This window comes from Streptomyces sp. SAJ15 (assembly GCF_007595705.1).
Classification (GTDB): Bacteria; Actinomycetota; Actinomycetes; order Streptomycetales; family Streptomycetaceae; genus Streptomyces.
Map to the genome: position 1 here is coordinate 116,459 of NZ_NISY01000020.1, position 23,735 is coordinate 140,193.

A 23,735-nucleotide genomic window follows, 5' to 3' on the forward strand; every position below is an offset into this window, starting at 1 on the left:
GCGGGGTCGCAGGGGTGGGGGGCTGGACGCTGTCGCATATTTGTGGCGTGAGGCGGGGGTGACTAAATATGCGGTCCAGGTCCCCGGCCCCGGAGACCCCGACCCCCGGCACCACCCACCCACCCCACCACCACGCACCCGCACCCGCACCCGCACCCGCACCACGCGAAACCCGCACCAGCACCAGCACCAGCACCCGCACCAGCACCCGCACCCGCGCCACGCGCACCCGCACCCGCGCCCCGCGCCACCCGCACCCGCGCCACGCGCCACCCGCACCCGCCTCGTGACTAGCGCACCTCGATGAAGGACGAGGCCACCCGGGTCGGCCGAGCGGTCGGCGGGGCCGCCGGGCGGCCGACGGCCACCGCGCCCATCGGGTCCCAGTCGGCCGGCAGCTCCAGCACCTCGCGCACGACATCGCGGCAGAACATCGTCGACGAGACCCAGGCCGAGCCCAGCCCCTCGCCGGCCAGGGCGACCAGCAGGTTCTGCACCCCCGCGCCCGCCGCCACGACGAACATCTCGCGCTCGGCCGCCGCCCGTCGGGCGTCGGGGTACGCATGGGCCCCGTCGGCCACCAGACACGGCACCACCAGATACGGCGCCTTCCGCAGCACGTCGCCGCGCCGCACCCGCCTGGCGACGCGCTCCTCGCTGAGGCCGTCGCCCCGCAGGTCCGCGATCCACGCCTCGCGCATCGCGTCGAGCAGCCGCAGCCGCGACTCGGCCGACTCCAGCAGGACGAAGCGCCACGGGGTCGTGTGGTGCGGCGCGGGCGCGGTGATCGCGGCGGTCACCGCGCGTCGCACGGCGCCCCCGTCGACCGGTTCGTCCGTGAACTCCCGGACCGTGCGCCGCAGCGTGACCGCCTCGCGCACCGCCTCCGAGGTGCCCAGCCGGAACATGTCGTCGGCCGCGTCGCGCGCCAGCTCCCGGGCGCCCCGGGCACTCCCGAGCCCCGCGCCGGCCTCCTCCGACACACCCGACGGATCGGCCACCGCGTCGTCGTACGCCACCACATGCGGCAGCCCGCGGACCACCGCCACCGGCAGCCCGGCCGCCTTGCCCTTCACCAGGTCGCCGGCGGCGGCCAGTTCGTCGGCGGTGGCGATGACGGTGGCGACCAGCGGATTGCCGTGCGCGTCGGTGCCACCGCGCAGATCGTCCAGGACCCGCACGCCCGCCGCGCCGATGGCGACGTCGGTGACCCCCTTGCGCCAGGGCCGCCCGAAGGTGTCGGTGACGATCACGCCGACGTCGACGCCCAGGGACTCCCGCAGCCCCTCCCGGATGCGTCGGGCCGACGCGTCGGGGTCCTCGGGGAGCAACAGAACCGTTCCGGCGGTGGTGTTGGAGGCGTCGACGCCGGCGGCGGCCATGACGAAGCCGAGCCGAGACTCGACGACGCGGAGCGTCCCGCGCCGGGCGACGACGCGGACCGTCTCCGCGTCGATGGCGGCCTCGCGGTCGGCCGCCTCCAGCACCCGGCCCTCCGCCTTGCTGACGATCTTCGAGGTGACCAGCAGCACATCGCCGTGGGCGAGGCCCGGCAGCCCCTCCGCGGTGGCGGCGTCCGCGATGAGCTTGGCGAGGTCGTCGCCGGGGCGCACCTCGGGCACCCCCGGCAGCGCCCAGACCCGGTACGCGGGGATCTCCGGCGCTCCGCTCACGCCCGTACCTCCTCGGCCAGTGCCAGCGCCTGCGCGGCCATCTCCGCGGTGGCGGGCACGTCGGTCATCATCAGCGGCACCGCGCGGCAGCGGATCCCGACGGCCTCGACGTCGGCCACCGCGTCGGCGTCGACGGTGTCCACGAGCCAGCCGTCCAGCAGCCCGGCGCCGTAGTGCCGGGCGACGGCCGCGGCGGTCGACTCCACGCCCACGGCGGCCAGCACCTTGTCGGCCATGCCGCGCACCGGCGCGTCGCCGACGATGGGGGAGAGGCCCACGACCGGCGCGGCCGACTCCGCGACGGCCTCCCGTACGCCCGGCACGGCCAGGATGGTGCCCACGCTGACGACCGGGTTGGACGGCGGGAAGAGCACGGCGTCGGCTTCGGCGATGGCCTCCAGCACGCCCGGCGCGGGCTTGGCCTCCTCGGCGCCGACGGGGATGATCGCGTGCGCGGGGACGGAGGCGCGCAGCCGCACCCAGTACTCCTGGAAGTGCACCGCCTTGCGCCCGCCGCGGCCCTCGGCGGCCTCGCCGTGGGCGTCCGGGTCGTCGATGAGTACATGGGTCTCGACGCGGTCATCGGTCATCGGCAGCAGCCGTACGCCGGGCTGCCACCGCGCGCACAGCGCCTCGGTGACCGCGCTCAGCGGATAGCCCGCGCCGATCATCTGGGTCCGCACGATGTGCGTGGCGAAGTCCCGGTCGCCGAGGCCGAACCACTCGGGGCCCACGCCGTACGCGGCCAGCTCCTCCTTGACCGCGAAGGACTCGTCGGAGCGGCCCCAGCCCTGTTCCTCGTGGATGCCGCCGCCGAGCGTGTACATCACGGTGTCGAGGTCGGGGCAGACCTTCAGACCGAAGAGGTGGATGTCGTCGCCGGTGTTCCCGATGACGGTGATGTCGGCGTCGGGGGCTGCCGACTTGAGACCGCGGAGGAACCGGGCACCGCCGATGCCGCCTGCCAGAACCACAATGCGCATGGCCCACAGTGTGTCAGCCGCGGAGCCTCGCCTTGCGGGCAGTGGCGGGCGACGGCCGTGTCCGGCCGGCGGGCGACGGTCGTGTCCGGCGGTGCCGAGCGCGCCCACGACGCCTGAGGGGCCCCGGCGCCGCGCGGGGTGCGTGGCTTCGGTCAGCCGTTGCCCGGCCCCCACGCCTCCACGGCCGCCGGCGTCGCCTCCGCCGCCGGCACGGCCTCCGTGGGCCGCGCGTGCTGCGTCGGGTGCATCGGCATGTCCGTCAGACCCGGGAAGTAGATGTGCAGGCTGACGGCCGGCTCAAGGGAGTCGTTGGCGATGTCGTGCACATAGCCGGGCGCGAAGACCCGCTGGTTCCCCTCGCTCAGCACGCGCTCGGTGTCGGGCGCGGTGCCGCCGGTGCGCTCGGTCAGCCGGCCGCTGAGGACCGTGAGCAGGCCGGAGGAGGCGCCGTGGTCATGGGCGCCGGTGCTCTGCCCGGGCACCCAGCTGAGGAGCCAGACCTCGTACCCGGGGCCGGTGCGCAGCCGGTGGTACCAGCGGGTGGTCGCGTCGTAGCGGACCAGCGGCTCCCAGCTGTCGCGGTCGGCCGCGATGGAGCGGGCCAGTCCGGCGAAGGCGGCGACGGTGGTGGGGTGGGCGGGCACGGGGGGCAGCAGGTGCGGGATGGCGAGCGGGTCGCCGGCGATCTGGACGTCGCTGTTCATGTGCGGAGGTTCCTCGGCAGGCGCAGGGCACCGTGGCGGTGCGAGAGCGAGAGGCGTGCAGGGCACGAAGGGGCTGGAGCTCAGGGGGCTTGGAGAGCCGGTGTGAGCATCAACAGCTGGAACAGCGACAGCGAGCCTGCACAGCGCAGCGGGACCCGTGGACACGGGTCGGCTGGAGCATGTGGGTCACTGGCATGGGTCCAAGGAGAGCGGGTAGGGGGAGCCGCTGTCAACCTGACGCCCGCTATGTGGGCAATGTTTCACCTCATCCGGTTACTCAGACTGGAGAAAGGTTTGTGCACGGGGCGCAACGGACAGGCGCGCAGCAATCTGCTGAAACCTTCCGGCGACTGCAACGAGATCGACTTCTCTGGCGTCCTCCCACGTGAGGGGCGGTCGCCCCCGGTGCGGGAACGGTCCAGGGGAAGTCGAGGGAAGTGGACACTCGGCCCTGTCTGATTTAGGTCTATTTGAACACTTTCCGCACAACCTTGGTTCCGCAGAGTGAATAAGGGGCTCAATAGCAGATCCCGGCTTGACTGGCCCGGATCGGCACACTTGTAATTTCACTCGTGTCGTTCACGCGCGTCACGGCGGCGATGGCGACACGGGACGCGAAAACAGACGAGGGGCGCACATGACCGAGCTGTTCCAGCAACTGCTGGTCGAAGGGGCGGACGAGGAGCTCGGTTGGCAGGAGCGCGCACTGTGCGCCCAAACCGATCCCGAGTCGTTCTTCCCGGAAAAGGGCGGTTCCACGCGCGAGGCCAAAAAGGTCTGCCTCGCCTGTGAAGTCCGTTCCGAGTGCCTTGAATACGCCCTCGCGAATGATGAACGCTTCGGAATCTGGGGCGGTCTGTCGGAGCGTGAGCGCCGCCGCCTGAAGAAGGCCGCGGTCTAGGACCCCGTCGAGTCCGCCGCCCCGCGGTCACCCCCTCGGGCCACCGTCTCGAATCGTCCGAGCCGACGGGGCCGACATCGGGGCCGACGCCGGGGTCGACATCCGGACCGACAACAGGGCCGTCGTATCGGGCAGCCACCTGAGCCGTCATCCGGGTCGTCATCCGAGCCGTCCATCGAGGCCCTCGGCCTCGGACCACGTGGACCGTACGCGGTCGTCCACCGCCCGCGCCGCCCCGGCGACCTCGCCGTTGGCGCCGCCCCGGCGACTCCACCGCCGGCCTCCATCGCCGGCCACTGCTCCGGCCCCGCTCCAGCCGCGGCCGCGGGCCGCTACCGACCGCTCGTCGCGGGCCCCGCCACCGACCGCCGCCGACCGCTCGTCGAGGGCTCGCCCCGGTCGTCGCCACCCGTCGGAGCCCGCTCGGGCCGCTTCCGGACTGCCCTCGGCCCCGCCGCCGGCACGCCGGACGGGCACGCCGGACGGGCACGCCGGACGGGCACGCCGGACGGGCACGCCGGACGGGCACGCCGGACGGGCCGGACGCGCGACCTCGGCCCGTCGCGGACGTCGCGTCCGCCGCCGGCAAGCTCACCCGCCGCCTCGCGCGGCGCGGGTGCCCCGCCCGCCACCGGCCCCTCATCCGCGGCCGCCGCGCCGACCGCAGGCGCCCTCCCTCCACCGGCCCCTCACCCACGCGCCCACCGCGCGCTTCCCGCCCCAGGGCTCCCCTGGAAGGTCGCCAGGGCGCCTCCGGGCGTGGAGTCCGTCAAGGCCCCGGACTGTCGGGCGGCTCGCCGTCCGAGCCCGTCGGTCGACGCCACGGCACCACGGCGCCGCCACCCCCACAATCCGCCCATAACACACGGCCCACCGCCCGCGCCCGCCCCGCCGGGAGGCGGACCGCTCGGCGCGCAGCCGTTAGTGTGGGGCCCGCCCCGAGGCCATCGCCCGGGTAGCCCGGAACCGCACCCGCCACACCCGCGCGGCACCAGCCGCTCAACACCCGTCAGATCCCCACCCACACCCACCCGCACCCCACCGCACCGCACCCGCACCGCTCCAGCACCGCAGACTCCGGGGGCGCCTCCCGTACCCCCGGCGGAGGGCCCGTACGTCGATGTCCGTGCACAGCCAACCGGCGGCCCCCTACCCGGCCGCGTCCCCCCTGGCGTCACCCCTGTCCGCGCCCGACCAGGCGCCCGCGTATCCACGGCACGTCGTCACGGCGGTACTCGTCGCCCACGACGGCGCCCGCTGGCTGCCCGACGCGCTCTCCGGCCTACTCGGCCAGGAGCGCCCGGTGCAGAACGCCGTCGCCGCCGACACCGGGAGCGGGGACGACTCCGCCCGGCTGCTCGCCGAGGCGCTGGGCCCCGACCGGGTGCTCCACCTCGCGCGGCGCAGCGGCTTCGGCACGGCGGTCGAGGAGGCGGTCCGCGGCGTGCCGGCGCTGGGGCCCGAGGAACTGCCGTACCTCAAGCGCCCCAGCGGTTGGGACCCGGCGAGCCGCACCTGGCGCGACGACTCCTACGACCTGCCCGAACTCCCGCACGGCGAGCCCATCCAGTGGCTGTGGCTGCTGCACGACGACTGCGCCCCCGCCCCCGACGCGCTGGCCGAGCTGCTGCGCGTCGCCGAGGCGGAGCTGACGGCCAACCGCTCCGCCGCCATCATCGGCCCCAAGCTGCGCGGCTGGTACGACGACAGACAGCTGCTCGAAGTCGGCGTCAGCATCGCCCGCAGCGGCCGCCGCTGGACCGGCCTGGAGCGGCGCGAGCAGGACCAGGGACAGCACGACCAGGTGCGCCCGGTGCTCGCCGTCTCCAGCGCCGGCATGCTGATCCGCCGTGACGTGTGGGACGAGCTCGGCGGCTTCGACCCGCGACTGCCGCTGATGCGCGACGACGTCGACCTGTGCTGGCGCGCCCAGGCCGCGGGCCACCAGGTGCTGGTCGCCCCCGACGCGGTGCTGCGACACGCCGAGGCGTCCGCGCGGGAACGCCGCCCCATCGACTGCGTCGGCCGCTCGGCCGGCCCCTCGCCCGACCACCCCGGATCGAAGCGCTTCTCGCTGCGCGGCTCCTCGCCACACCGGGTCGACAAGTCCGGCGCCGTCTACACCCTGCTGGCCAACACCCGCGGCCCGCTGCTGCCGTACGTGCTGCTGCGGGTCGTGCTCGGCACCCTGGTGCGCACCGTCGCCTACCTGGTGGGCAAGGTGCCCGGCCAGGCACTGGACGAGATCGCGGGCCTCTTCCGGGTGCTGCTGCGGCCCGAGCGGCTGCTGGCCGCGCGGCGCCGCCGCGGCCGCCCCGCCGTCGAGGCGAGCGAGCTGCGGCCGCTGTTCCCGCCGCCCGGCGCGACCGTGCGGGCCACCGTGGAGCAGATCGCCGGCAGCGTCGCCGGCCGGTCGGAGCCGGAGCTGGCCGCGGCCGGCCGGCACGGCGCGGTCGAGTCCGGGCCCGGCGGAGAGGACGCCGACTTCCTGGAGGTCGAGCAGTTCGCCCGGCTGAAGCGGATCGCCCGCAAGCCCGGACCGGTGCTCTTCGCCCTCCTGCTGCTCGTCTCCTTCATCGCCTGCCGCGGGCTGATCGGCACCGGGGCGCTCTCCGGCGGCGCCCTGCTGCCGGCCCCCGGCGACGTCTCCGGGCTGTGGGCGCGCTACACGGGCGGCTGGCACCCGGTCGGCCCAGGCACCACCGAGGGCGCCCCGCCCTATCTGGCCGTCCTGGCCGCGCTCGGCACGCTCTTCCTCGGCAGCACCGGCTTCACCCTGACGCTGCTGCTGGTGTGCTCCGTGCCGCTGGCCGGCTTCACCGCCTACTTCGCCTCCCGCCCGCTGGTCGAGTCCCGACTGCTGCGGGCCTGGGGAAGCATCGCGTACGCCTTCCTGCCCGCCGCCACCGGAGCGTTGGCCAGCGGCCGGCTGGGCACCGCCGTGCTCGCCGTGCTGCTGCCGCTGATGGCGCGCGCCGCCGTCGTCGCCAGCGGGCTGGGCGCGAACGGACCGCTCGGAGCGGCGCGCCCGAGCTGGCGCGCCGCCTGGGCGTACGCGCTGCTGCTGACCGTCACCATGGCGTTCACGCCGGTGGTGTGGCTGATGGCCGTGCTGCTCGGCCTCGGCCTGCTCGCCTTCCAGGTGCTGCGGAACCCCGCCCACCTCGTGCCGCACGCGCTGCGTCTCCTGGCCGTCGTCGGCACCCCGCTGCTCATGCTCGCGCCCTGGTCGCTGTCGTTGCTGACCCACCCGGGGCGCTTCCTCGACCAGGCCGGGCTCGACTACGCGGGCGGCTCCGCCGGAGCCCTGGACCTGCTGGCGCTCAGCCCCGGCGGCCCCAAGGCGGGCGGCTCGCTGCTGCTGCTCGGCTTCGTACTGGCCGCGCTCGGCGCCCTGCTGCGCGACGAGCGCCAGCTGGCCATCCGCGCCGCCTGGGCGGTCGCGCTGACCGGACTGCTGTTCGCCGCGCTCACCAACCGCTCCGGCTGGGCCGGGCCGGCGACCCTCGTCTACGGGATCGCGGTGCTCTCCGCCGCCATGGTCGGCGCCGAGGGCGTCCGCGAACGCGTCGCCGCGCGGAGCTTCGGCTGGCGCCAGCCCACCGCGCTGCTGATCGCGGTGGCCTCCGTCGCGGCCCCGCTGCTGGCCGCCCTCGGCTGGATGGCCGGCGGTGCCGACGGGCCGGTGGGACGGCACAGCCCGGTGCAGGTCCCGGAGTTCGTCGCGGCTGAGGCCAGCACCCGCGACCAGGCGCGGACCCTGGTGCTGGACGGCACCGCGGGCCGCGTCGACTACGTCCTGGTGCGCGGCTCCGGCGCCCGGCTCGGCGACGGCGAACTCGCCGTCGCGGGCGGCGCCGACCCGCGGCTGGACGACGTCGTCGCCAACCTCGTCGCCGGCTCCGGCGCCGACCAGACCAGCCAGCTCAGCGGCTACGCGGTGCGCTACGTGCTGGTGCGCGACAGCGCCCCGCGCCGGGTGGGGCGGGTGCTCGACGCCACCCCAGGGCTGGCCCGGCTCAGCCAGCAGAACGGCAGCTCGCTGTGGCAGGTCGAGCAGCGTGTCGCGCGGGTCGCCATCGTCGGCGGCGAGGCCGCCGACGGCGGCTCCGGGGCGGCCGCGCCGGTGCCGGTGGCCGCCGGCCCGGTCGAGGCCCACACCGAGATCCCCGCCGGGGCCGAGGGCCGGCTGCTGCGCATCGCCGACCGGGCCGCGCCCGGCTGGCGGGCCACCCTGGACGGCAAGCCGCTGAAGGCGAAGACCGTGGACGGCTGGGCGCAGGCTTTCGAGCTCCCGGCGGCCGGTGGCCGACTGGACCTCGGCTACGAGACGCCGCTCACGCACACCGCGTGGGTGTGGACGCAGGGCCTGCTGGCGGTGGTGCTGGTGGTGCTCGCCCTGCCCGGACGGCGCCGCGAGATCGACGACGACCTGCCCACCGCCGGGGCCGCCGCCCGGCCCGGCGGCGCCCCGCGGGCGACGATCCCGGCCCAGACGGCCGCGGGGGAGGGCCGCCGGGCGCGGCGGCTCCGCGCGGCCGCGGAGACGACCCAGGGCGACCAGCCCGCGGACCCGCACGGGGCCGGCCCGGACGGCGCCGCCCCGCGCGGCGCGGAGGCGGCGAACGCGGCCCCGCGCGGGGCGAGGGAGCGGCCGGCCGCGCCGGGCGCCGTCCCCCCGCCGCCGGGCGCGCCGCCCACGGCCGGGCAGCCGTACGCCGAGCGGGCCGATGCGGCCTATCCGGACCAGGCGGCCGCGGCGGTCGCCGACCCGTACGCGGCCGCGCCCCAGCAGTCGTACGGCGGGTGGCAGGCGCAGCCGCCGTACCCGGGCTATGACGCCTACCAGGGCGACGGCTACGGCGACGGCGGCTACCCCCAGAGCCCCCCGAACCCCCAGAGCCTCCAGAGCCCCCAGAACGGCTACGCCCAGGGCGGCTACGGCGACGGCGGCTACCCGTACTCGGGCGGCTCCTTCGGGGACGGCTCCGGATACGGCCAGGGCGGGACGGCGTACTCGGACGGCGGCTACCCGGCGCCGCCCGCGGGCCCCCCGCACACCGACATGACGTACGGCGGCGGGGCGGGCGAGCCGCGCCGTGACGGGAGCGAGCAGCAGCGATGAACCGCACCACCCTGTCCCTCATCGCCGGCGTCGTGGCGCTGGCCGCCGTCACCGGGGTCGCCTACGTCACCGAGCCCTCGGACGCGGCCGGGCGGTCGACCGCCGACGCCCCCGCCCGGCTGCCGGTGGAGCGGTCCACCCTGGTCTGCCCCGCGCCGACCTCCTCGGACGTGGGCGAGACCACCTACACCGCCTTCACCCCCACGGCGGACGGCGCGGCGGCGAAGGACCGGGGGCAGAAGCCCGGCACCGCCCAGCTGCTGCCCGCCGCCGCGACCGGCCAGAACCAGGACGACCCGGCCCAGGACGACCCGGCCCAGGACGACCCGGCCCAGGACGACCCGGCCCAGGACGACCCGGCCCAGGACGGCCAGGACAAGGGCGCGCGGAAGGGCGGGGGAGAGCCGGTGGTGCCGCTCAAGGAGCCCGGCCGTCCGGTCACCGCGACCGCCGACGGCTCGGACGCGCCGGCCCTCACCGGCACCGCCGACGGCCGGCTGGCGCCCGGCTGGAGCGTGCAGCAGACCACCGTGGTCGACGCGGGCGTCGGGCGCGGCCTCCAGGGCATCTCGTGCACCGCGCCGGACACCGAGTTCTGGTTCCCCGGCTCCAGCACCGCCACCGACCGGCAGGACTACGTCCACCTGACCAACCCCGACGACGCCACCGCCGTCGTCGACCTGGAGCTGTACGGCCAGGACGGCCGCCTGGAGGCCCCCTCCGGTGAGGCCGTCAACGTCCCGCCGCACTCCACCGTGCCGGTCCTGCTGTCCACCCTGGCCGCCAAGCCGGAGATCAACGTGACGCTGCGGGTGGCGGTGCGCTCCGGCCGGGTGGGCGCCGCGGTGCAGGCGTCCGACACCAACATCGGCGGCGACTGGCTGCCGCCCGCCGCCGACCCGTCCACCTCGCTGGTGCTCCCCGGCATCCCGGAGGACGCCACGGCGGTGCGGCTGGTCGCCTACGCCCCCGGCGGAGAGGACGCCGACCTCAAGGTCCGGCTCGCCGGCCGGTCGGGCACCTTCACCCCGGCCGGGAGCCAGACGCTGCACGTCAAGAGCGGGATGACCGCGGCGCTGGACCTCGGGGACGTCACCAAGGGCGAGCCGGGTTCGCTGCTGCTGTCACCGGAGGGCGACGCGAGCGGAGCCGCGCCGGTGGTGGCGGCCCTGCGGATCACCCGAGGCAAGGGCGCCAAGCAGGAGACGGCGTTCATCCCCGCCACGACCGCCATCGAGCGGCGCGCCAGCGTCGCCGACAACCGCGCCAAGGGCTCCACCCTCTCCCTGGTGGCGCCGGAGGAGGGCGCGCGGGTGCGGGTGACCTCCTCGGCGGGCAGCGAGGGCGGCACGCCGAGCACCAAGGAGATCACCCTCAAGGGCGGCACCACCATGGCCGTGGAGCCGCCCCCGCCGGCCGGCGGCAAGGGGGCGTTCGCCGTCACCGTGGAACGCGTCTCGGGCGGACCGGTCCACGCCGCCCGCACCCTCGCGCTGCCCCAGGACGGCGTGCCGATGTTCACGGTCCAGACGCTCCCCGACGACCGGGGAACGGTGGAGGTGCCCGAGGCCGGCCAGGACATGTCGCTGTTGAACGACTGAGTCAGTCCTGGCCGTACTTGGGGTCCACCGACTCCGGGGCGAGCCCGAGGAACTCGGCGACCTGCTCCACGACCACCTCGTGGACGAGCAGCGCCCGCTCGTCCCGGTTCTTGGTGCGGATCTCGACCGGACGGCGGTAGATCACGATCCGGTGCGGGACGTTGCCGTGGGCGGCGATGAAGCGGCCCAGTGGCACCGTCTCGCCGTCCCAGATCGGGTCGCCGCCGCCGTTCCCGTCCGGGCCGAGGCCGTCGAAGCCGGGGACCGGCACGTCCAGCACCGTGAAGTCGACCTCGGCCAGCCGTGGCCAGCGGCGCTCCAGCCGCTCCGCGGAGTCCTGCACCAGATCGAGGAAGGACTCGGCACGGCTGATCGACAGCGGCACCTGGGGCGGTGCGATCGGTCCGCGCATACCTCTGCCGTGCCGGTCGCGGCGGCGCGGGCGCGGTTCGGATGGGTGAGGAGGTACGGGCCTGGTCATCACTCATGAGGGTAGCCCTCGGGGGCCTTTCGGCACGCGCTTACCGAGCAGCGGCCGCCCCCTCCTCGGCGTGTCGGCGGGTGAGCATTTCAGCCACACTTGGGTGCGAAAACAGACGTCTCCTGATCACTCGATGGTCTGCGTTGTGGCCCGAACGGGACCGGGTGCTGACCGTCGGTCCCCTCCGCCCCAGGCGCCGCATCGGAGACTCCGCGCAGGTCACCCGCGATGTTCGCGTATCGGACGGGAAGGGCGAACCGGGACGACACGGCGGAGTGAGCTGGTGGAGAGTCGTCGCGGCCCGCTCAAGAGTGCGGTACCGTCCAACGTCGTGAGCCCTGTACGTCGCTGTTCGCGCACCGCGTGCGGCCGCCCCGCCGTCGCGACGCTGACGTACGTCTACGCGGATTCGACCGCGGTCCTCGGGCCGCTCGCCACCTACGCCGAGCCCCACTGCTACGACCTGTGCTCGGAGCACTCCGAGCGGCTGACCGCCCCGCGCGGCTGGGAGGTCGTGCGCCTCGCCCTGGACAGCGGCCCGGCCCGGCCCAGCGGAGACGACCTGGAAGCCCTCGCCAACGCCGTGCGCGAGGCCGCCCGGCCGCACGAGCGCGCCGCCGGCGGCGGCCCCGGCCGCCCCGGGAGCGGCGGTGGCCGCGGCGACTCGGTCGAGGTCGCCCGACGTGGCCACCTGCGGGTGCTGCGCTCGCCCGACTCCTGACCGCGCGGCCCGCCGGTTCTGACCGTGCGGCCCGTCGTTCCTGACGGCGTGGCCCGCCGTTGCTGACGGCGCGACCGCCGGGCTCCCGGTCCTCCCGAACGCCTTGTCGGCGGTCGCCGGCGGCCCAGGCCCTTTCGGCCGCTCCCCCGGGGACGGCCGCGCCTTTCGCTCCCCTCCCGTGCGGGTAGGTTTGGGGGCCCGTAAGAACTCCAGAAGGGTCTGGCCGTGCCCGACTTGTCGCAGATCGTGAAGGCGTACGACGTACGCGGAGTGGTCCCGGACCAGTGGGACGAGTCGCTCGCCGAACTCTTCGGTGCCGCCTTCGCCCGGGTGACCGAGGCGCGCGCCATCGTGGTCGGCCACGACATGCGCCCCTCCTCGCCCGGCCTGTCGCGCGCCTTCGCGCGGGGCGCCGCCGCGGCCGGCGCCGACGTCACCGAGATCGGTCTGTGCTCCACGGACCAGCTCTACTTCGCCAGCGGACAGCTCGACCTGCCCGGCGCGATGTTCACCGCGAGCCACAACCCGGCCCAGTACAACGGCATCAAGATGTGCCGCGCGGGCGCCGCGCCCGTCGGCCAGGACACCGGGCTGACCGAGATCCGGGAGCTCGTGGAGGGCTGGGCGGAGAGCGCGGCGCCCGAGCCCGCCGCCACCCCCGGCACCCTCACCCAGCGGGACGTGCTCGCCGACTACGCCGCCCATCTGCGCACCCTGGTCGACCTGAGCGCCATCCGGCCGCTCAAGGTCGTCGTGGACGCCGGCAACGGCATGGGCGGGCACACCGTCCCGACCGTCTTCGAGGGGCTGCCGCTGGAGTTGGACGCGCTCTACTTCGAGCTCGACGGCACCTTCCCCAACCACGAGGCCAACCCTCTCGACCCGAAGAACCTGGTCGACCTCCAGGCCCGGGTCCGCGAGACCGGCGCCGACATCGGCCTGGCCTTCGACGGCGACGCCGACCGCTGCTTCGTGGTGGACGAGCGCGGCGAGCCGGTCTCCCCGTCCGCGATCACCGCCCTGGTCGCCGCCCGCGAGCTGGCCAAGCACCCCGGCGGCACCGTGATCCACAACTGCATCACCTCGTGGTCCGTCCCCGAGGTCGTCCGGGAGCAGGGCGGCACCCCGGTGCGCACCCGCGTCGGCCACTCCTTCATCAAGGCCGAGATGGCCCGCACCGGCGCGATCTTCGGCGGCGAGCACTCCGCGCACTACTACTTCCGCGACTTCTGGAACGCCGACACCGGCATGCTCGCCGCGCTGCACGTCCTCGCCGCCCTCGGCGAACAGGACGGACCGCTGTCCGAGCTGGTCGACCAGTACGACCGCTACGCCGGCTCCGGCGAGATCAACAGCACCGTGGCCGACCAGGCCGACCGCATGGCGGCGGTCCGGGCCGGCTACGCGGACCGCGAGGGCGTCGAGACCGACGACCTGGACGGCCTGACCGTGGCCACCGCCGACTGGTGGTTCAACCTGCGCCCCTCCAACACCGAGCCGCTGCTGCGCCTCAACGTGGAAGCCCGCGACGCGGAGACGGTCGCCCGCGTCCGCGACGAGGTGCTGGCCATCGTCCGAGCCTGACCCGCGTCCGTAGCGTGACCCGCCCCGGGGCCTGATCCACCCCCGGGCCTGGCCTCCCCTGCGGAAGGCTCGGGACCGGGGGCGTCCCGCCCTGTGCCGCGACCCGTCCCAGGCCCCCTCACCGGGCACGGCGTTGACGGCGGCCGGTCGGCGTCCGAGCCCTCACCGGCCGACGGCCGGGGCCGAGCCGGTCCGGTGGGACGACCGCTCCTGGGCGAACCCCGCGCCACGCCCGGGCCCCGTCCGGGGCCGGCGCGGCGTCCGGCGCCGGCGTCACGGTGGTGCCCCGCGCCCCCGGCACGGCGCGGCGGTAGGCTGACGACGCCGTATCCATTCCCGAAGGGACACCCCGCCCATGCCGCTCGAAGCCGGTCTGCTGGAGATCCTCGTCTGCCCGGCGTGCCACGCCCCGCTGCGTGAGGAGACGGGGCCGGACCACCCCGAGCTGGTGTGCACCGGATCCGGCTGCGGCCTGGCGTACCCGGTCAAGGACGAGATCCCGGTGCTGCTCGTCGACGAGGCGCGCCGCCCCGCCTGACCCCGGGCCCGGCGCGGGACGCGCCGGAAGGGGGAAGCCGGGCCGGCCCCGGCGGGTTAGAGCTAGAAGAGAAGCACATCAGCGCGCGGCGCCAGGCGGCACCGCGCGAGGCAGCAGCAAACGCCCGCCCACGGCGATCGGAGGCCGAAGCCCGATGCTCGACGAATCCCTCCTCGACGCCCCCGAAGCCCTGGCCCGCGCGGACACCCGCGGACTGCTGCGCGGAGCCGCCGAATCCGGCGCCAGGGTCCGCACCGCCGCTCGGCACGCCGCCGACGTCGGGATCGGGCAGCTCAAACCCGACGGGCGGCCGCGCGCCGTGCTGGTCGCCGGCCCCGGAGCCGCCGGCAGCTGCACCGCCGACGTGCTGGCCGCGCTCAGCGGCAGCCACTGCCCGATCAGCCTGATCGCGCCCACGGGCGTCGCGCCCGCCCCCGGCGCGCTGCGCTGGACCCTGCCCGGCTGGGCCGGGCCGCTCGACCTGGTGCTGCTGGTCTCCCCGGACGGCACCGAACCCGGGCTGCCGCTGCTGGTGGAGCAGGCGTACCGCAGGGGTTGCTCCCTCGTCGCCGTCGCGCCCGCCGGCTCCCCGCTCACCGAGGCCGTGAGCCAGGCGCGCGGACTCACCGTCCCGCTGGCCACCGCCCCCTACGACACCGCCGCCTACGGCACCGCGCCCTACGACCCCGCCCACGGCCCCGCCCCGGTCGGCGCCGCCGGCGCCTCCCCCGACAGCCTGTACGGGCCGTACGACACCGGCGCGCTCAGCTCCGGGGTCGGCGGCGCGCACAGCGCCGAGACCACCGCCCGGCACACCGAGCCACTGGGCACCGCGCCCGGCGAGACCACCGGCCCCGCCCTTCCCGGCACCCTGTGGGCCCTGCTCACCCCGCTGCTCGCCCTCGTCGACCGGATCGGCCTGATCGCCGCCCCGCCCTCGGTGCTGGACCAGGTCGCCGACCGGCTGGACCGGGTCGCCGAGCGCTGCGGCCCCGCCATCGCCACCTACACCAACCCCGCCAAGACCCTCGCCGCCGAACTGGCCGGGGCGCTGCCGCTGGTGTGGACCGAGGGGCCCGTCGCCGGCGCCGCCGGACGACGGTTCGCCGGGCTGCTCGCCGCGGTGGCCGGGCGCCCCGCCCTCACCGGCGAGCTGCCCGGGGCGATCGCCGCCCACGGCGCCCTGCTGACCTCGGCCTTCGCCGGCGGCGGCAACCCGGACGACTTCTTCCGCGACCGGGTCGAGGAGCCGGAGGCGCTACGCGCCCGCATCGTGCTGCTCCGCGACGACCAGGAGACCCCGACCTCCGCCGCGCCGACCTCCCGCGAGTTCGCCCTCGCCCACGACACCGCGATCAGCGAGCTCGAACCCGCCGACGGCAGCCCGCTCGAGAAGGCCGCCGAACTGCTCGCCATCACGGATTTCGCCGCCGTTTACCTGGCGCTCGCCTCCGCCGAGAGATCATGAGCCGGTGGCGGGCGGCCGCACCCGGTGCCGGAGTTCCACCCTCGGCAGCGGGCACTCGGCGCCGGTGACGGGCGTGCCGAACCGGGAGCGGACGTCCACCCGCCGCCGACGCCTCGCGTCCCGCCGCCCGGGCCGGCCCCGCCCACCAGCACCGACACCCAGCAGCCAGGACAGTCAGGAACGCTCCATGGATCGCCTCACCAACACCGTGCGCCCCTACGCGTGGGGCTCGACCACCGCCCTCCCCGAACTCCTCGGCCAGGAGCCGACCGGCGAACCGCAGGCCGAACTGTGGATGGGCGCACACCCCGGGGCGCCGTCCCGCATCGACCGCGGAGCCGGCCCCACCGCGCTCTCCGACGTCATCGCCGCCGACCCGGAGGGCGAGCTGGGCACCGCCGCGGTCCGACGCTTCGGCCCCCGGCTGCCCTTCCTGTTCAAGGTGCTCGCCGCCGGCTCCCCGCTCTCCCTCCAGGTCCATCCCGACCTCGACCAGGCCCGGGCCGGGTTCGCCGACGAGGAGGAGCGCGGCGTCCCCCTTGACGCCCCGCACCGCAACTACAAGGACGTCAACCACAAGCCCGAACTCATCTGCGCGCTCACCCCGTTCGAGGGGCTGTGCGGCTTCCGGGCCCCCGACGAGACGGCCGAGCTGATCGCCGCCCTCCAGGTCGACTCCCTCAAGCCGTTCGTCGACATCCTGCACGCCCACCCCGAGTCCTCCGCGCTGCGCGAAGTCCTCACCGCCGTCCTCTCCGCCGAACACGACGCCATGGCCGAGACCGTGGAGGCGGCCGCCCACGCGGCCGAGCGGCTCGCCGCCCTCGGGGGACCCCACGCCGACGCCTACGCCGCGTACGCCTCCCTCGCCCGCCACTTTCCCGGCGACCCCGGCGTCATCGCCGCCATGCTCCTCAACCATGTGCGGCTGCAGCCCGGCGAGGCGCTCTACCTCGGCGCCGGCGTCCCCCACGCCTACCTCGACGGCCTCGGCGTCGAGATCATGGCCAACTCCGACAACGTGCTGCGCTGCGGACTGACCCCCAAGCACGTCGACATCCCCGAACTGCTCCGCGTCGTCCGCTTCGAGCCCGGCGCCCCCGGCGTGCTGCGCCCCGAGGCCGACGCCGGCGAGGAGGAGGTGTACGCCACCCCGATCGACGAGTTCCGGCTCTCCCGCCTCGTCCTCGCCGAGGGCGCCGCCGCCCACCCGCTGCCGGCCGGCGGAGCGCAGATCCTGCTCTGCACGGCCGGCGAGGTCGTGCTGCGCTCCCTCGACGACAGCGCGCCCGAACTGCGCCTGACGCGTGGGCAGTCGGCGTACGCCGCCGCCGGCGAGCGCGTCGCCGCCGCGGCCGGCGGCCCCGGCGGCGGCACGCTGTTCCGGGCCACCGTCGCCGGCTCCGTCTCGGACTGATCCGGGGCGCTCCGGCGATGCTGCAACAATGTCCCGCCGTACAGCGGTAAAGCGACAGCAAAGATCCAAGGCTGGAAGGGACATCCGACACCCATGAGTGCATCAGGCGGAACCAAGGCGATCGTCGCCGCGCTGGGCGCCAACCTGGCCATCGCCGTAGCCAAGTTCGTGGCGTTCGCCTTCAGCGGCTCGTCGTCGATGCTCGCCGAAGGCGTGCACTCGGTCGCGGACTCCGGCAACCAGGCCCTGCTGCTGGTCGGCGGTAAGAAGGCGAAGAAGGCGGCGACCGAGGAGCACCCCTTCGGCTACGGCCGCGAGCGGTACATCTACGGATTCCTCGTCTCCATCGTGCTCTTCACCATCGGCGGCGTCTTCGCGCTGTACGAGGGCTACGAGAAGATCAAGCACCCGCACGAGATCGAGCACTGGTACTGGCCGGTCGGCGTGCTGGTCTTCGCGATCATCGCCGAGACCTTCTCCTTCCGCACCGCCATCAAGGAGTCCAACGAGGTTCGCGGCGGGCTGACCTGGTCGCAGTTCGTCCGCCGCGCCAAGGCCCCGGAGCTGCCGGTCGTCCTCCTGGAGGACCTCGGCGCCCTCGTCGGCCTGATCCTCGCCCTCGGCGGCGTCGGCCTCGCGCTCCTCACCGGCGACGGCGTCTGGGACGGCATCGGCACCCTCTGCATCGGCACCCTGCTGGTCCTGATCGCCCTCGTGCTGGCCGCCGAGACCAAGTCCCTGCTGCTGGGCGAGGCGGCCGACGTCGATCAGGTCGCCAAGATCCGCGAGGCGGTCGTCGACGGGGAGACCGTCACCCGCCTCATCCACATGCGCACGCTGCACCTGGGCCCGGAGGAGCTCCTGGTCGCCGCGAAGATCGCGGTTCCGCAGGAGGAGACGGCCGCCGACGTCGCCCGCGCCATCGACGCCGCCGAGGCCCGCATCCGCGCCGCCGTCCCGATCGCCCGGGTGATCTACCTCGAACCCGACGTGTACCGCGCCGAGGCGGCCGGCGCCGGCGCCGACCCGGCCGCGACGCCGGACGGGTCGGGCGCGGACCACTGACGCCGTAGGCCGAGCGAGCCAGGGGAAGGGGGTACGGGGCACGCGCCCCGTACCCCCTTCCCGTCGCGTCGGCCCGCGCCGAGGTCGCCCACCGGAGCCGACCCCCGGCCGCCCCACCGGCCGACGGTCAGCCGATCTCGCCCAGCACCCGCAGGATCGCCGCCTCGTCGGCCGCCTCCAGCAGCCGCCCCCGGAACCCGGGATCCATCAACCCGCGCGACAGCAGCGCCAGGATCCGCAGATGCTCATCGCCCGCGGCGGCCTCCGGCACCGCGATCATGAAGACCAACCGGGCCCGGGTCCCGTCCAGCGACTCCCACTCGACGCCCTCCGCCGAGCGGGCGAACCCGACGACGGGCGCGGAGACCGCGTCCGTCTTGGCATGCGGGATGGCGATCCCCTCGCCGAGCCCGGTGGTGCCCCGCGCCTCCCGGGCGAACGCCACCCGGACCAGCTCGTCGACGTCCGCGACCCGGCCGCTCGCGGCCAGCAACTCCGCCATCTCCCGGATGGCCGCGTCCCTGTCGTCCGCCACCAGCTCCTTCTTCACGGTCCGCGCCGTGAGATACCCGGACAGCACCTCGGCCTCGGGCCCGGAGCCGCCCCCCGGCACCGTCGCCCCGGCCTCCGCGGCCGAGTGGCCGGGGTCCGCTTCGGCGCCGCTCCCGCTCCCGCCGCCGACACCCACACCGCCACCGCCACCGTCACCGTCACCGTCACGGCCACGGTCACCGGCGGTCGCCCGGGGCGCGCCCACACCCGCGAACGCGGGCTCGCGCACCGCCGCGCCGCGGGCCGTGCCCGCCCCCGACCGCTCCCGCGGCCGTTCCCCCGCGCGACGCCCGCCGCCGAGGGACAGCAGCGTCACCGTCGTCAGCGCGGTGACCCCCGTCCCCACCGCGACCGCGACGAAGAACATCGGCACCCCGCCGACCGCCCCGAGCAGCGCCACGATCGGCCCGCCGTGCGGCACACTGCCCTCGACCGCCGCCAGCCCCGCGACCGCCCCCGCGGCCGCGCCACCGAGCATGTTCGCGGGGATGACCCGCGCGGGACGCGCCGCCGCGAACGGGATGGCGCCCTCGGTGATCCCGAAGAAGCCCATGAAGAGGGCGGCCAGCCCGGTCTCGCGCTCCTGGTCGGAGTAGAGCCGGCGGCGGAGCAGCGTGGCCAGCCCCTGCCCCAGCGGGGGCACCGGGATCGCGGCCGCGCAGACACCCATGACCTCGGGGTTCTTCGAGATCAGACCGGCACCGAAGAGGAACGCGGTCTTGTTGACCGGGCCGCCCATGTCGAAGGCGATCATCAGTCCGAGGATGACGCCGAGCAGCGCCGCGCTGGTGCCGGTCAGACCCCCGAGCCAGTCCGTGAGGTGCTCGAAGACCCAGGAGACGGGCTCGCCCAGGACGTAGACGAAGAACAGACCCAGCGCGGAGGTCGCCAGGATCGGGATCACGATGATCGGCATGATCGGCTGGACGAACCGGGGGACCCGGACCTTCTTGATCCACAGCACCAGATAACCGGCGAGGAAGCCGGTCACGATGGCGCCGATGAACCCGGCCCCCGCCTCGCTGTCGTACAGCTCGCCGTGGGCCGCGATCCAGCCGCCGACCATGCCGGGCACCAGCGCCGGCCGGTCCGCGATGGCGTAGGCGATATAGCCGGAGAGGATCGGGACCATCAGCTGGAAGCCGACGACGCCGATGTCGTTGACCGACTTCCACACCGAGTCGTGCGGGATGACGATCCCCTCGGGGGTCGTATGGCCGCCCAGCGCGAGCGAGACCGCGATCAGCAGGCCGCCGACCACCACGAACGGGATCATGTACGAGACGCCGTTCATCAGCGCCTTGTAGGTGACGCCGCGCCCCGAGCCGCCGCCGTGCCGGCCGGCGCTCGCGCCCGGGCCGGCGCCGGGTTCCGTCGCGTTCGACGTACCGCCGTCGCCCCCGTACACCGGGGCCGTCCGCGCCCGCTCGATCAGCTCCTCCGGATGGTGGACGCCCTCCGCCACACCGACCGCGAGCACCCGCTTGCCCACGAACCGACTGAGGTCGACGTCCTTGTCCGCGGCGACGATGATCGCGTCGGCCTCTCTGACATCGTTGTCAGACAGGACGTTCTCGGCCCCGATCGAGCCCTGTGTCTCCACCGTGATGCGATGGCCGAAAGCCTCCGCCGCCTGGGCCAGCTTCTCGGCGGCCATGTAGGTGTGCGCGATGCCGGTGGGACAGGCGGTCACCGCCAGCAGCCTGAGCCGTGGCCCGCTGGCCCCCACGCCCTCGGGGGGATCGGCTGGACTGGTCACGTCGTTCTCCTCACACATCAGCGAGCGTGGGGCGCCTGTGTACGCGCCACGCTGGGCCGCATCCTGCAACACGCCCGCGGGACGACGGAAGCGTTCGGACAACCGTCTGCCCCGACCCCCCTGGAGCCCGCCATTCCGGCCGAAGTAGGCCCCCACGGGCTGGGGATCACTGGGCCGATCGGTGTAGATTCGTGACCGAGCCAGACGTCGCTGCTGATGGCGGTCGGGCGGTCCGCCCCGTGGATCGGCCGAGGGAGAGAGGGCCTCCGACGGACTGCGCTGCGAGCAGAGGGGCCGTACGCGTGTCGTGCGGCCGGGCCGTGCGCGACGCGTACGGCGGGGCCGTGCGCCAAGCGTGCGGCCGCGCCGTGTGTCACGTGTGCGGTGAGCCGTACCCGCGCCCGCCCCGGCCCATCCGGCCCGGGACCGGACGACGGGTCCGGTGCGTCTCTGCCGCATGCCCAGCCGAACCACTCTCGCTCAGACGACGCCCCATGGAGGACACCCCATGACGACCACCGCCGCCACCGGCCAGGACTTCAAGGTCGCCGACCTGTCCCTGGCCGCCTTCGGCCGCAAGGAGATCACCCTCGCCGAGCACGAGATGCCCGGCCTGATGGCGATCCGTGCCGAGTACGCCGCCGCCCAGCCGCTCGCCGGCGCCCGCGTCACCGGCTCGCTGCACATGACGGTGCAGACCGCCGTCCTCATCGAGACCCTGGTCGCCCTCGGCGCCGAGGTGCGCTGGGCGTCCTGCAACATCTTCTCCACCCAGGACCACGCGGCCGCCGCCGTCGCCGTCGGCCCGAACGGCACCCCGGAGAACCCGCAGGGCGTTCCGGTCTTCGCCTGGAAGGGCGAGACCCTGGAGGAGTACTGGTGGTGCACCGAGCAGGCGCTGACCTGGCCGGGCACCGAGACCGGCGGCCCGAACATGATCCTGGACGACGGCGGTGACGCGACCCTCCTCGTCCACAAGGGCGTCGAGTACGAGAAGGCCGGTGCCGCCCCGGCGGTGGAGACCGCCGAGAACGACGAGCACCGGATCATCCTGGAGGTGCTCAACCGCACCCTCGCCGAGGACCCGCAGAAGTGGACCCGGCTCTCCTCCGAGATCCGCGGCGTGACCGAGGAGACCACCACCGGCGTCCACCGCCTCTACGAGATGCACCGGGACGGCACGCTGCTCTTCCCGGCGATCAACGTCAACGACTCCGTCACCAAGTCGAAGTTCGACAACAAGTACGGCTGCCGCCACTCCCTCATCGACGGCATCAACCGCGCCACCGACGTGCTGATCGGCGGCAAGGTCGCGGTCGTCTGCGGCTACGGCGACGTGGGCAAGGGCTGCGCCGAGTCGCTGCGCGGCCAGGGCGCCCGCGTGATCGTCACCGAGATCGACCCCATCTGCGCCCTCCAGGCCGCGATGGACGGCTACCAGGTCGCCACCCTGGACGACGTGGTCGAGATCGCCGACATCTTCGTCACCACCACCGGCAACAAGGACATCATCATGGCCGCCGACATGGCCAAGATGAAGCACCAGGCGATCGTCGGGAACATCGGCCACTTCGACAACGAGATCGACATGGCCGGCCTCGCCGCCATCCCCGGCATCGTGAAGGACGAGGTCAAGCCGCAGGTTCACACCTGGACCTTCCCCGACGGCAAGGCGATCATCGTGCTGTCCGAGGGCCGCCTGCTGAACCTGGGCAACGCCACCGGTCACCCGTCGTTCGTGATGTCCAACTCCTTCGCGAACCAGACCATCGCCCAGATCGAGCTCTTCACCAAGCCGGAGTCCTACCCGACCGACGTCTACGTGCTGCCCAAGCACCTGGACGAGAAGGTCGCCCGCCTCCACCTGGACGCGCTCGGCGTCAAGCTGACCACGCTCCGGCCGGAGCAGGCCGCCTACATCGGCGTGCCGGTCGAGGGCCCGTACAAGCCGGACCACTACCGCTACTGATCGCTTCTCGCCACACCGATCGCTCCTGATCCACGTGGCTCGGTGACAGGCCCTCGCTCTCCCGGCGGGGGCCTGTCCCGTCTTCACCGTCAAGGACCCACCATGCCCCGCGGCCGCTACTCGCTCCACGACCCGCACGACCACACCCCGCTCGGCGAAGAGCACTTCCACTGCGCCACGGGCCCGTCCGGCTGGCGCTACGTCTCCCAGATCACTACCCCCGACGGCGAGCACGCCGGCTCGGTGGATCTCACTCTGGACGAGCTGGGCCGCCCGCTGCGGATGGAGCTGCACGCGGGGGGCTGGCAGGTCCGCGGCGCCGCGCTGGACGGGGTCACCTGGGTCCGCACCGACCCCGGCGGCACCCATGCCACGGAGGGCAATGTGCCCGCGCACGCCTTCACCGGCGCCTCGCCCGCCTTCCTGGTCGCCACCGCCCGACTGCTGCGGCTCACCCCGGGCGCCCCCGCGACCCGGGTCCGGCTGGTCGCCCTCACCGCTCCGGTGCTGGCCCCGCGCACCCTCGACCAGTCCTGGGCGCTGCTCGACAGAACGGCGCACGCCACCGACAGCGGCCCGCTGACGGTGGACGAGTACCAGGTCGGAGACGTGGACACGGGCGAGGCGCACACCGTCCACATCGCGGGTGACGTGGTGCTCTCCGCCCCCGGCATCGAGCTGGAGGACCTGGAGAGCCCGCCCTCCGCACTCTCCTGACCGGCCCGAACGTGCCCCCGGCCGCTCGTCGCGACGCCCGGACCGGGCGACGCCGACGCACCCGCGCACGGATCCGCCGGGGGCACGCCGGCCGCGCGATGTGCATGGACCCCCTCTGACCTGGTACTGTCCTCTTCGCCCCGCGAGACCTGTTGACACAGGTGGAGCAGGGAGGTAGATTCAAGCAGTTGCCAGGAACTGGACACCGTCCAGGGGCGGCGGTTAGTATCTACGTCGCTCGACTGGGAAATTGAATTCCGGCGAGCAGCTTCGAATTCTTCGGAAGCGCAAGGCCGATTAGATCGGCCGGGCCGGTTCTGATAAAGTCGAAACAGCCGAAAGGCAAAGGCCACTCCAGCGGCCAACCGGAAACGAATTCGGACCGGAAACGGAACGAAAAAGAATCTGGTAAGGTTGGAAACACCGAAGGGAAGCGCCCGGAGGGCCCGGTGAAACGGGACCGAAGGAAGCGTCCGT

18 protein-coding genes are annotated in these 23,735 nt (G+C 74.5%); 12 read left to right on the forward strand and 6 right to left on the reverse strand.

Annotated elements, in window-relative coordinates; all coding sequences use genetic code 11:
* The first annotated feature begins 68 nt into the window (after positions 1–68).
* Entirely contained in the window at positions 69–290 is a 222-nt protein-coding gene (locus CD790_RS35040; protein ID WP_186319353.1) for a hypothetical protein, read from the forward strand.
* Here the strand turns inward: CD790_RS35040 and CD790_RS31965 are convergent, their stop codons facing one another.
* The 3 genes from CD790_RS31965 to CD790_RS31975 all read right to left on the reverse strand — a co-directional run bounded on the left by CD790_RS31965 (position 291) and on the right by CD790_RS31975 (position 3,360).
* A complete protein-coding gene (locus CD790_RS31965) occupies positions 291–1,673 on the reverse strand; it encodes a coenzyme F420-0:L-glutamate ligase (protein WP_144386879.1) in 1,383 nt (460 codons plus the stop codon).
* Positions 1,670–2,656 carry a 2-phospho-L-lactate transferase gene (gene cofD, locus CD790_RS31970; protein WP_144386880.1) on the reverse strand — a complete coding sequence of 329 codons (987 nt, stop codon included), beginning with the start codon at positions 2,654–2,656 and terminating at the stop codon, positions 1,670–1,672. Before cofD ends, CD790_RS31965 begins: the two co-directional genes overlap by 4 nt.
* A gap of 152 nt (positions 2,657–2,808) precedes the next feature.
* A complete protein-coding gene (locus CD790_RS31975) occupies positions 2,809–3,360 on the reverse strand; it encodes a cysteine dioxygenase family protein (RefSeq protein WP_144386881.1) in 552 nt (183 codons plus the stop codon).
* Between the two features lie 637 nt (positions 3,361–3,997).
* Here CD790_RS31975 and CD790_RS31980 point away from each other — a divergent pair.
* The 3 genes from CD790_RS31980 (at position 3,998) to CD790_RS35045 (ending at position 10,987) form a co-directional block, all read left to right on the forward strand.
* Entirely contained in the window at positions 3,998–4,261 is a 264-nt protein-coding gene (locus CD790_RS31980) for a WhiB family transcriptional regulator (RefSeq protein WP_144386882.1), read from the forward strand.
* 1,120 nt (positions 4,262–5,381) lie between these two features.
* Positions 5,382–9,386: a glycosyltransferase family 2 protein gene (locus tag CD790_RS31985; protein ID WP_144386883.1), complete on the forward strand. Its 4,005-nt coding sequence runs from the start codon at positions 5,382–5,384 to the stop codon at positions 9,384–9,386.
* On the forward strand, positions 9,383–10,987 hold the full coding sequence (locus tag CD790_RS35045; RefSeq protein WP_186319355.1) for a DUF5719 family protein: 1,605 nt from the start codon (positions 9,383–9,385) through the stop codon (positions 10,985–10,987). The genes CD790_RS31985 and CD790_RS35045 overlap by 4 nt, the downstream gene beginning before the upstream one ends.
* A 1-nt stretch (position 10,988) precedes the next feature.
* On the opposite strand, the gene CD790_RS31995 is transcribed toward CD790_RS35045, so the two are convergent.
* Positions 10,989–11,468 carry a metallopeptidase family protein gene (locus tag CD790_RS31995; RefSeq protein ID WP_144386884.1) on the reverse strand — a complete coding sequence of 160 codons (480 nt, stop codon included), beginning with the start codon at positions 11,466–11,468 and terminating at the stop codon, positions 10,989–10,991.
* A gap of 283 nt (positions 11,469–11,751) precedes the next feature.
* On the opposite strand from CD790_RS31995, the gene CD790_RS32000 reads away from it, so the two are divergent.
* The 6 genes from CD790_RS32000 (at position 11,752) to CD790_RS32030 (ending at position 18,261) form a co-directional block, all read left to right on the forward strand.
* On the forward strand, positions 11,752–12,189 hold the full coding sequence (locus tag CD790_RS32000; protein WP_144386885.1) for a DUF3499 domain-containing protein: 438 nt from the start codon (positions 11,752–11,754) through the stop codon (positions 12,187–12,189).
* A gap of 225 nt (positions 12,190–12,414) precedes the next feature.
* Positions 12,415–13,773, forward strand: coding sequence for a phosphomannomutase/phosphoglucomutase (locus CD790_RS32005; RefSeq protein ID WP_144386886.1), 1,359 nt, complete (start codon positions 12,415–12,417; stop codon positions 13,771–13,773).
* Positions 13,774–14,128: 355 nt separating this feature from the next.
* Complete coding sequence (locus CD790_RS32010; protein ID WP_144386887.1) at positions 14,129–14,311, forward strand: Trm112 family protein; 183 nt, start codon at positions 14,129–14,131, stop codon at positions 14,309–14,311.
* Positions 14,312–14,465: 154 nt separating this feature from the next.
* Entirely contained in the window at positions 14,466–15,779 is a 1,314-nt protein-coding gene (locus CD790_RS32015) for an SIS domain-containing protein (RefSeq protein ID WP_144386888.1), read from the forward strand.
* A gap of 187 nt (positions 15,780–15,966) precedes the next feature.
* Positions 15,967–17,196 (forward strand): mannose-6-phosphate isomerase, class I, encoded by a 1,230-nt coding sequence (manA, locus tag CD790_RS32025; protein ID WP_144386890.1) that lies wholly within the window; start codon positions 15,967–15,969, stop codon positions 17,194–17,196.
* A gap of 93 nt (positions 17,197–17,289) precedes the next feature.
* Positions 17,290–18,261, forward strand: a complete 972-nt coding sequence (locus tag CD790_RS32030) for a cation diffusion facilitator family transporter (protein ID WP_144386891.1) — start codon at positions 17,290–17,292, stop codon at positions 18,259–18,261.
* A 127-nt stretch (positions 18,262–18,388) separates the two neighbouring features.
* Here the strand turns inward: CD790_RS32030 and CD790_RS32035 are convergent, their stop codons facing one another.
* On the reverse strand, positions 18,389–20,572 hold the full coding sequence (locus tag CD790_RS32035; protein ID WP_144386892.1) for a fructose-specific PTS transporter subunit EIIC: 2,184 nt from the start codon (positions 20,570–20,572) through the stop codon (positions 18,389–18,391).
* Positions 20,573–21,080: 508 nt separating this feature from the next.
* Between CD790_RS32035 and ahcY the strand changes: the two genes are divergently transcribed.
* Both ahcY and CD790_RS32045 read left to right on the forward strand, forming a co-directional pair.
* Positions 21,081–22,541 (forward strand): adenosylhomocysteinase, encoded by a 1,461-nt coding sequence (gene ahcY, locus CD790_RS32040; protein WP_144386893.1) that lies wholly within the window; start codon positions 21,081–21,083, stop codon positions 22,539–22,541.
* A 102-nt stretch (positions 22,542–22,643) separates the two neighbouring features.
* Complete coding sequence (locus CD790_RS32045; protein ID WP_144386894.1) at positions 22,644–23,258, forward strand: hypothetical protein; 615 nt, start codon at positions 22,644–22,646, stop codon at positions 23,256–23,258.
* 229 nt (positions 23,259–23,487) lie between these two features.
* Here the strand turns inward: CD790_RS32045 and CD790_RS35390 are convergent.
* On the reverse strand, positions 23,488–23,735 hold a 248-nt coding region (locus CD790_RS35390; RefSeq protein ID WP_222108331.1), incomplete at its 5' end, for a hypothetical protein.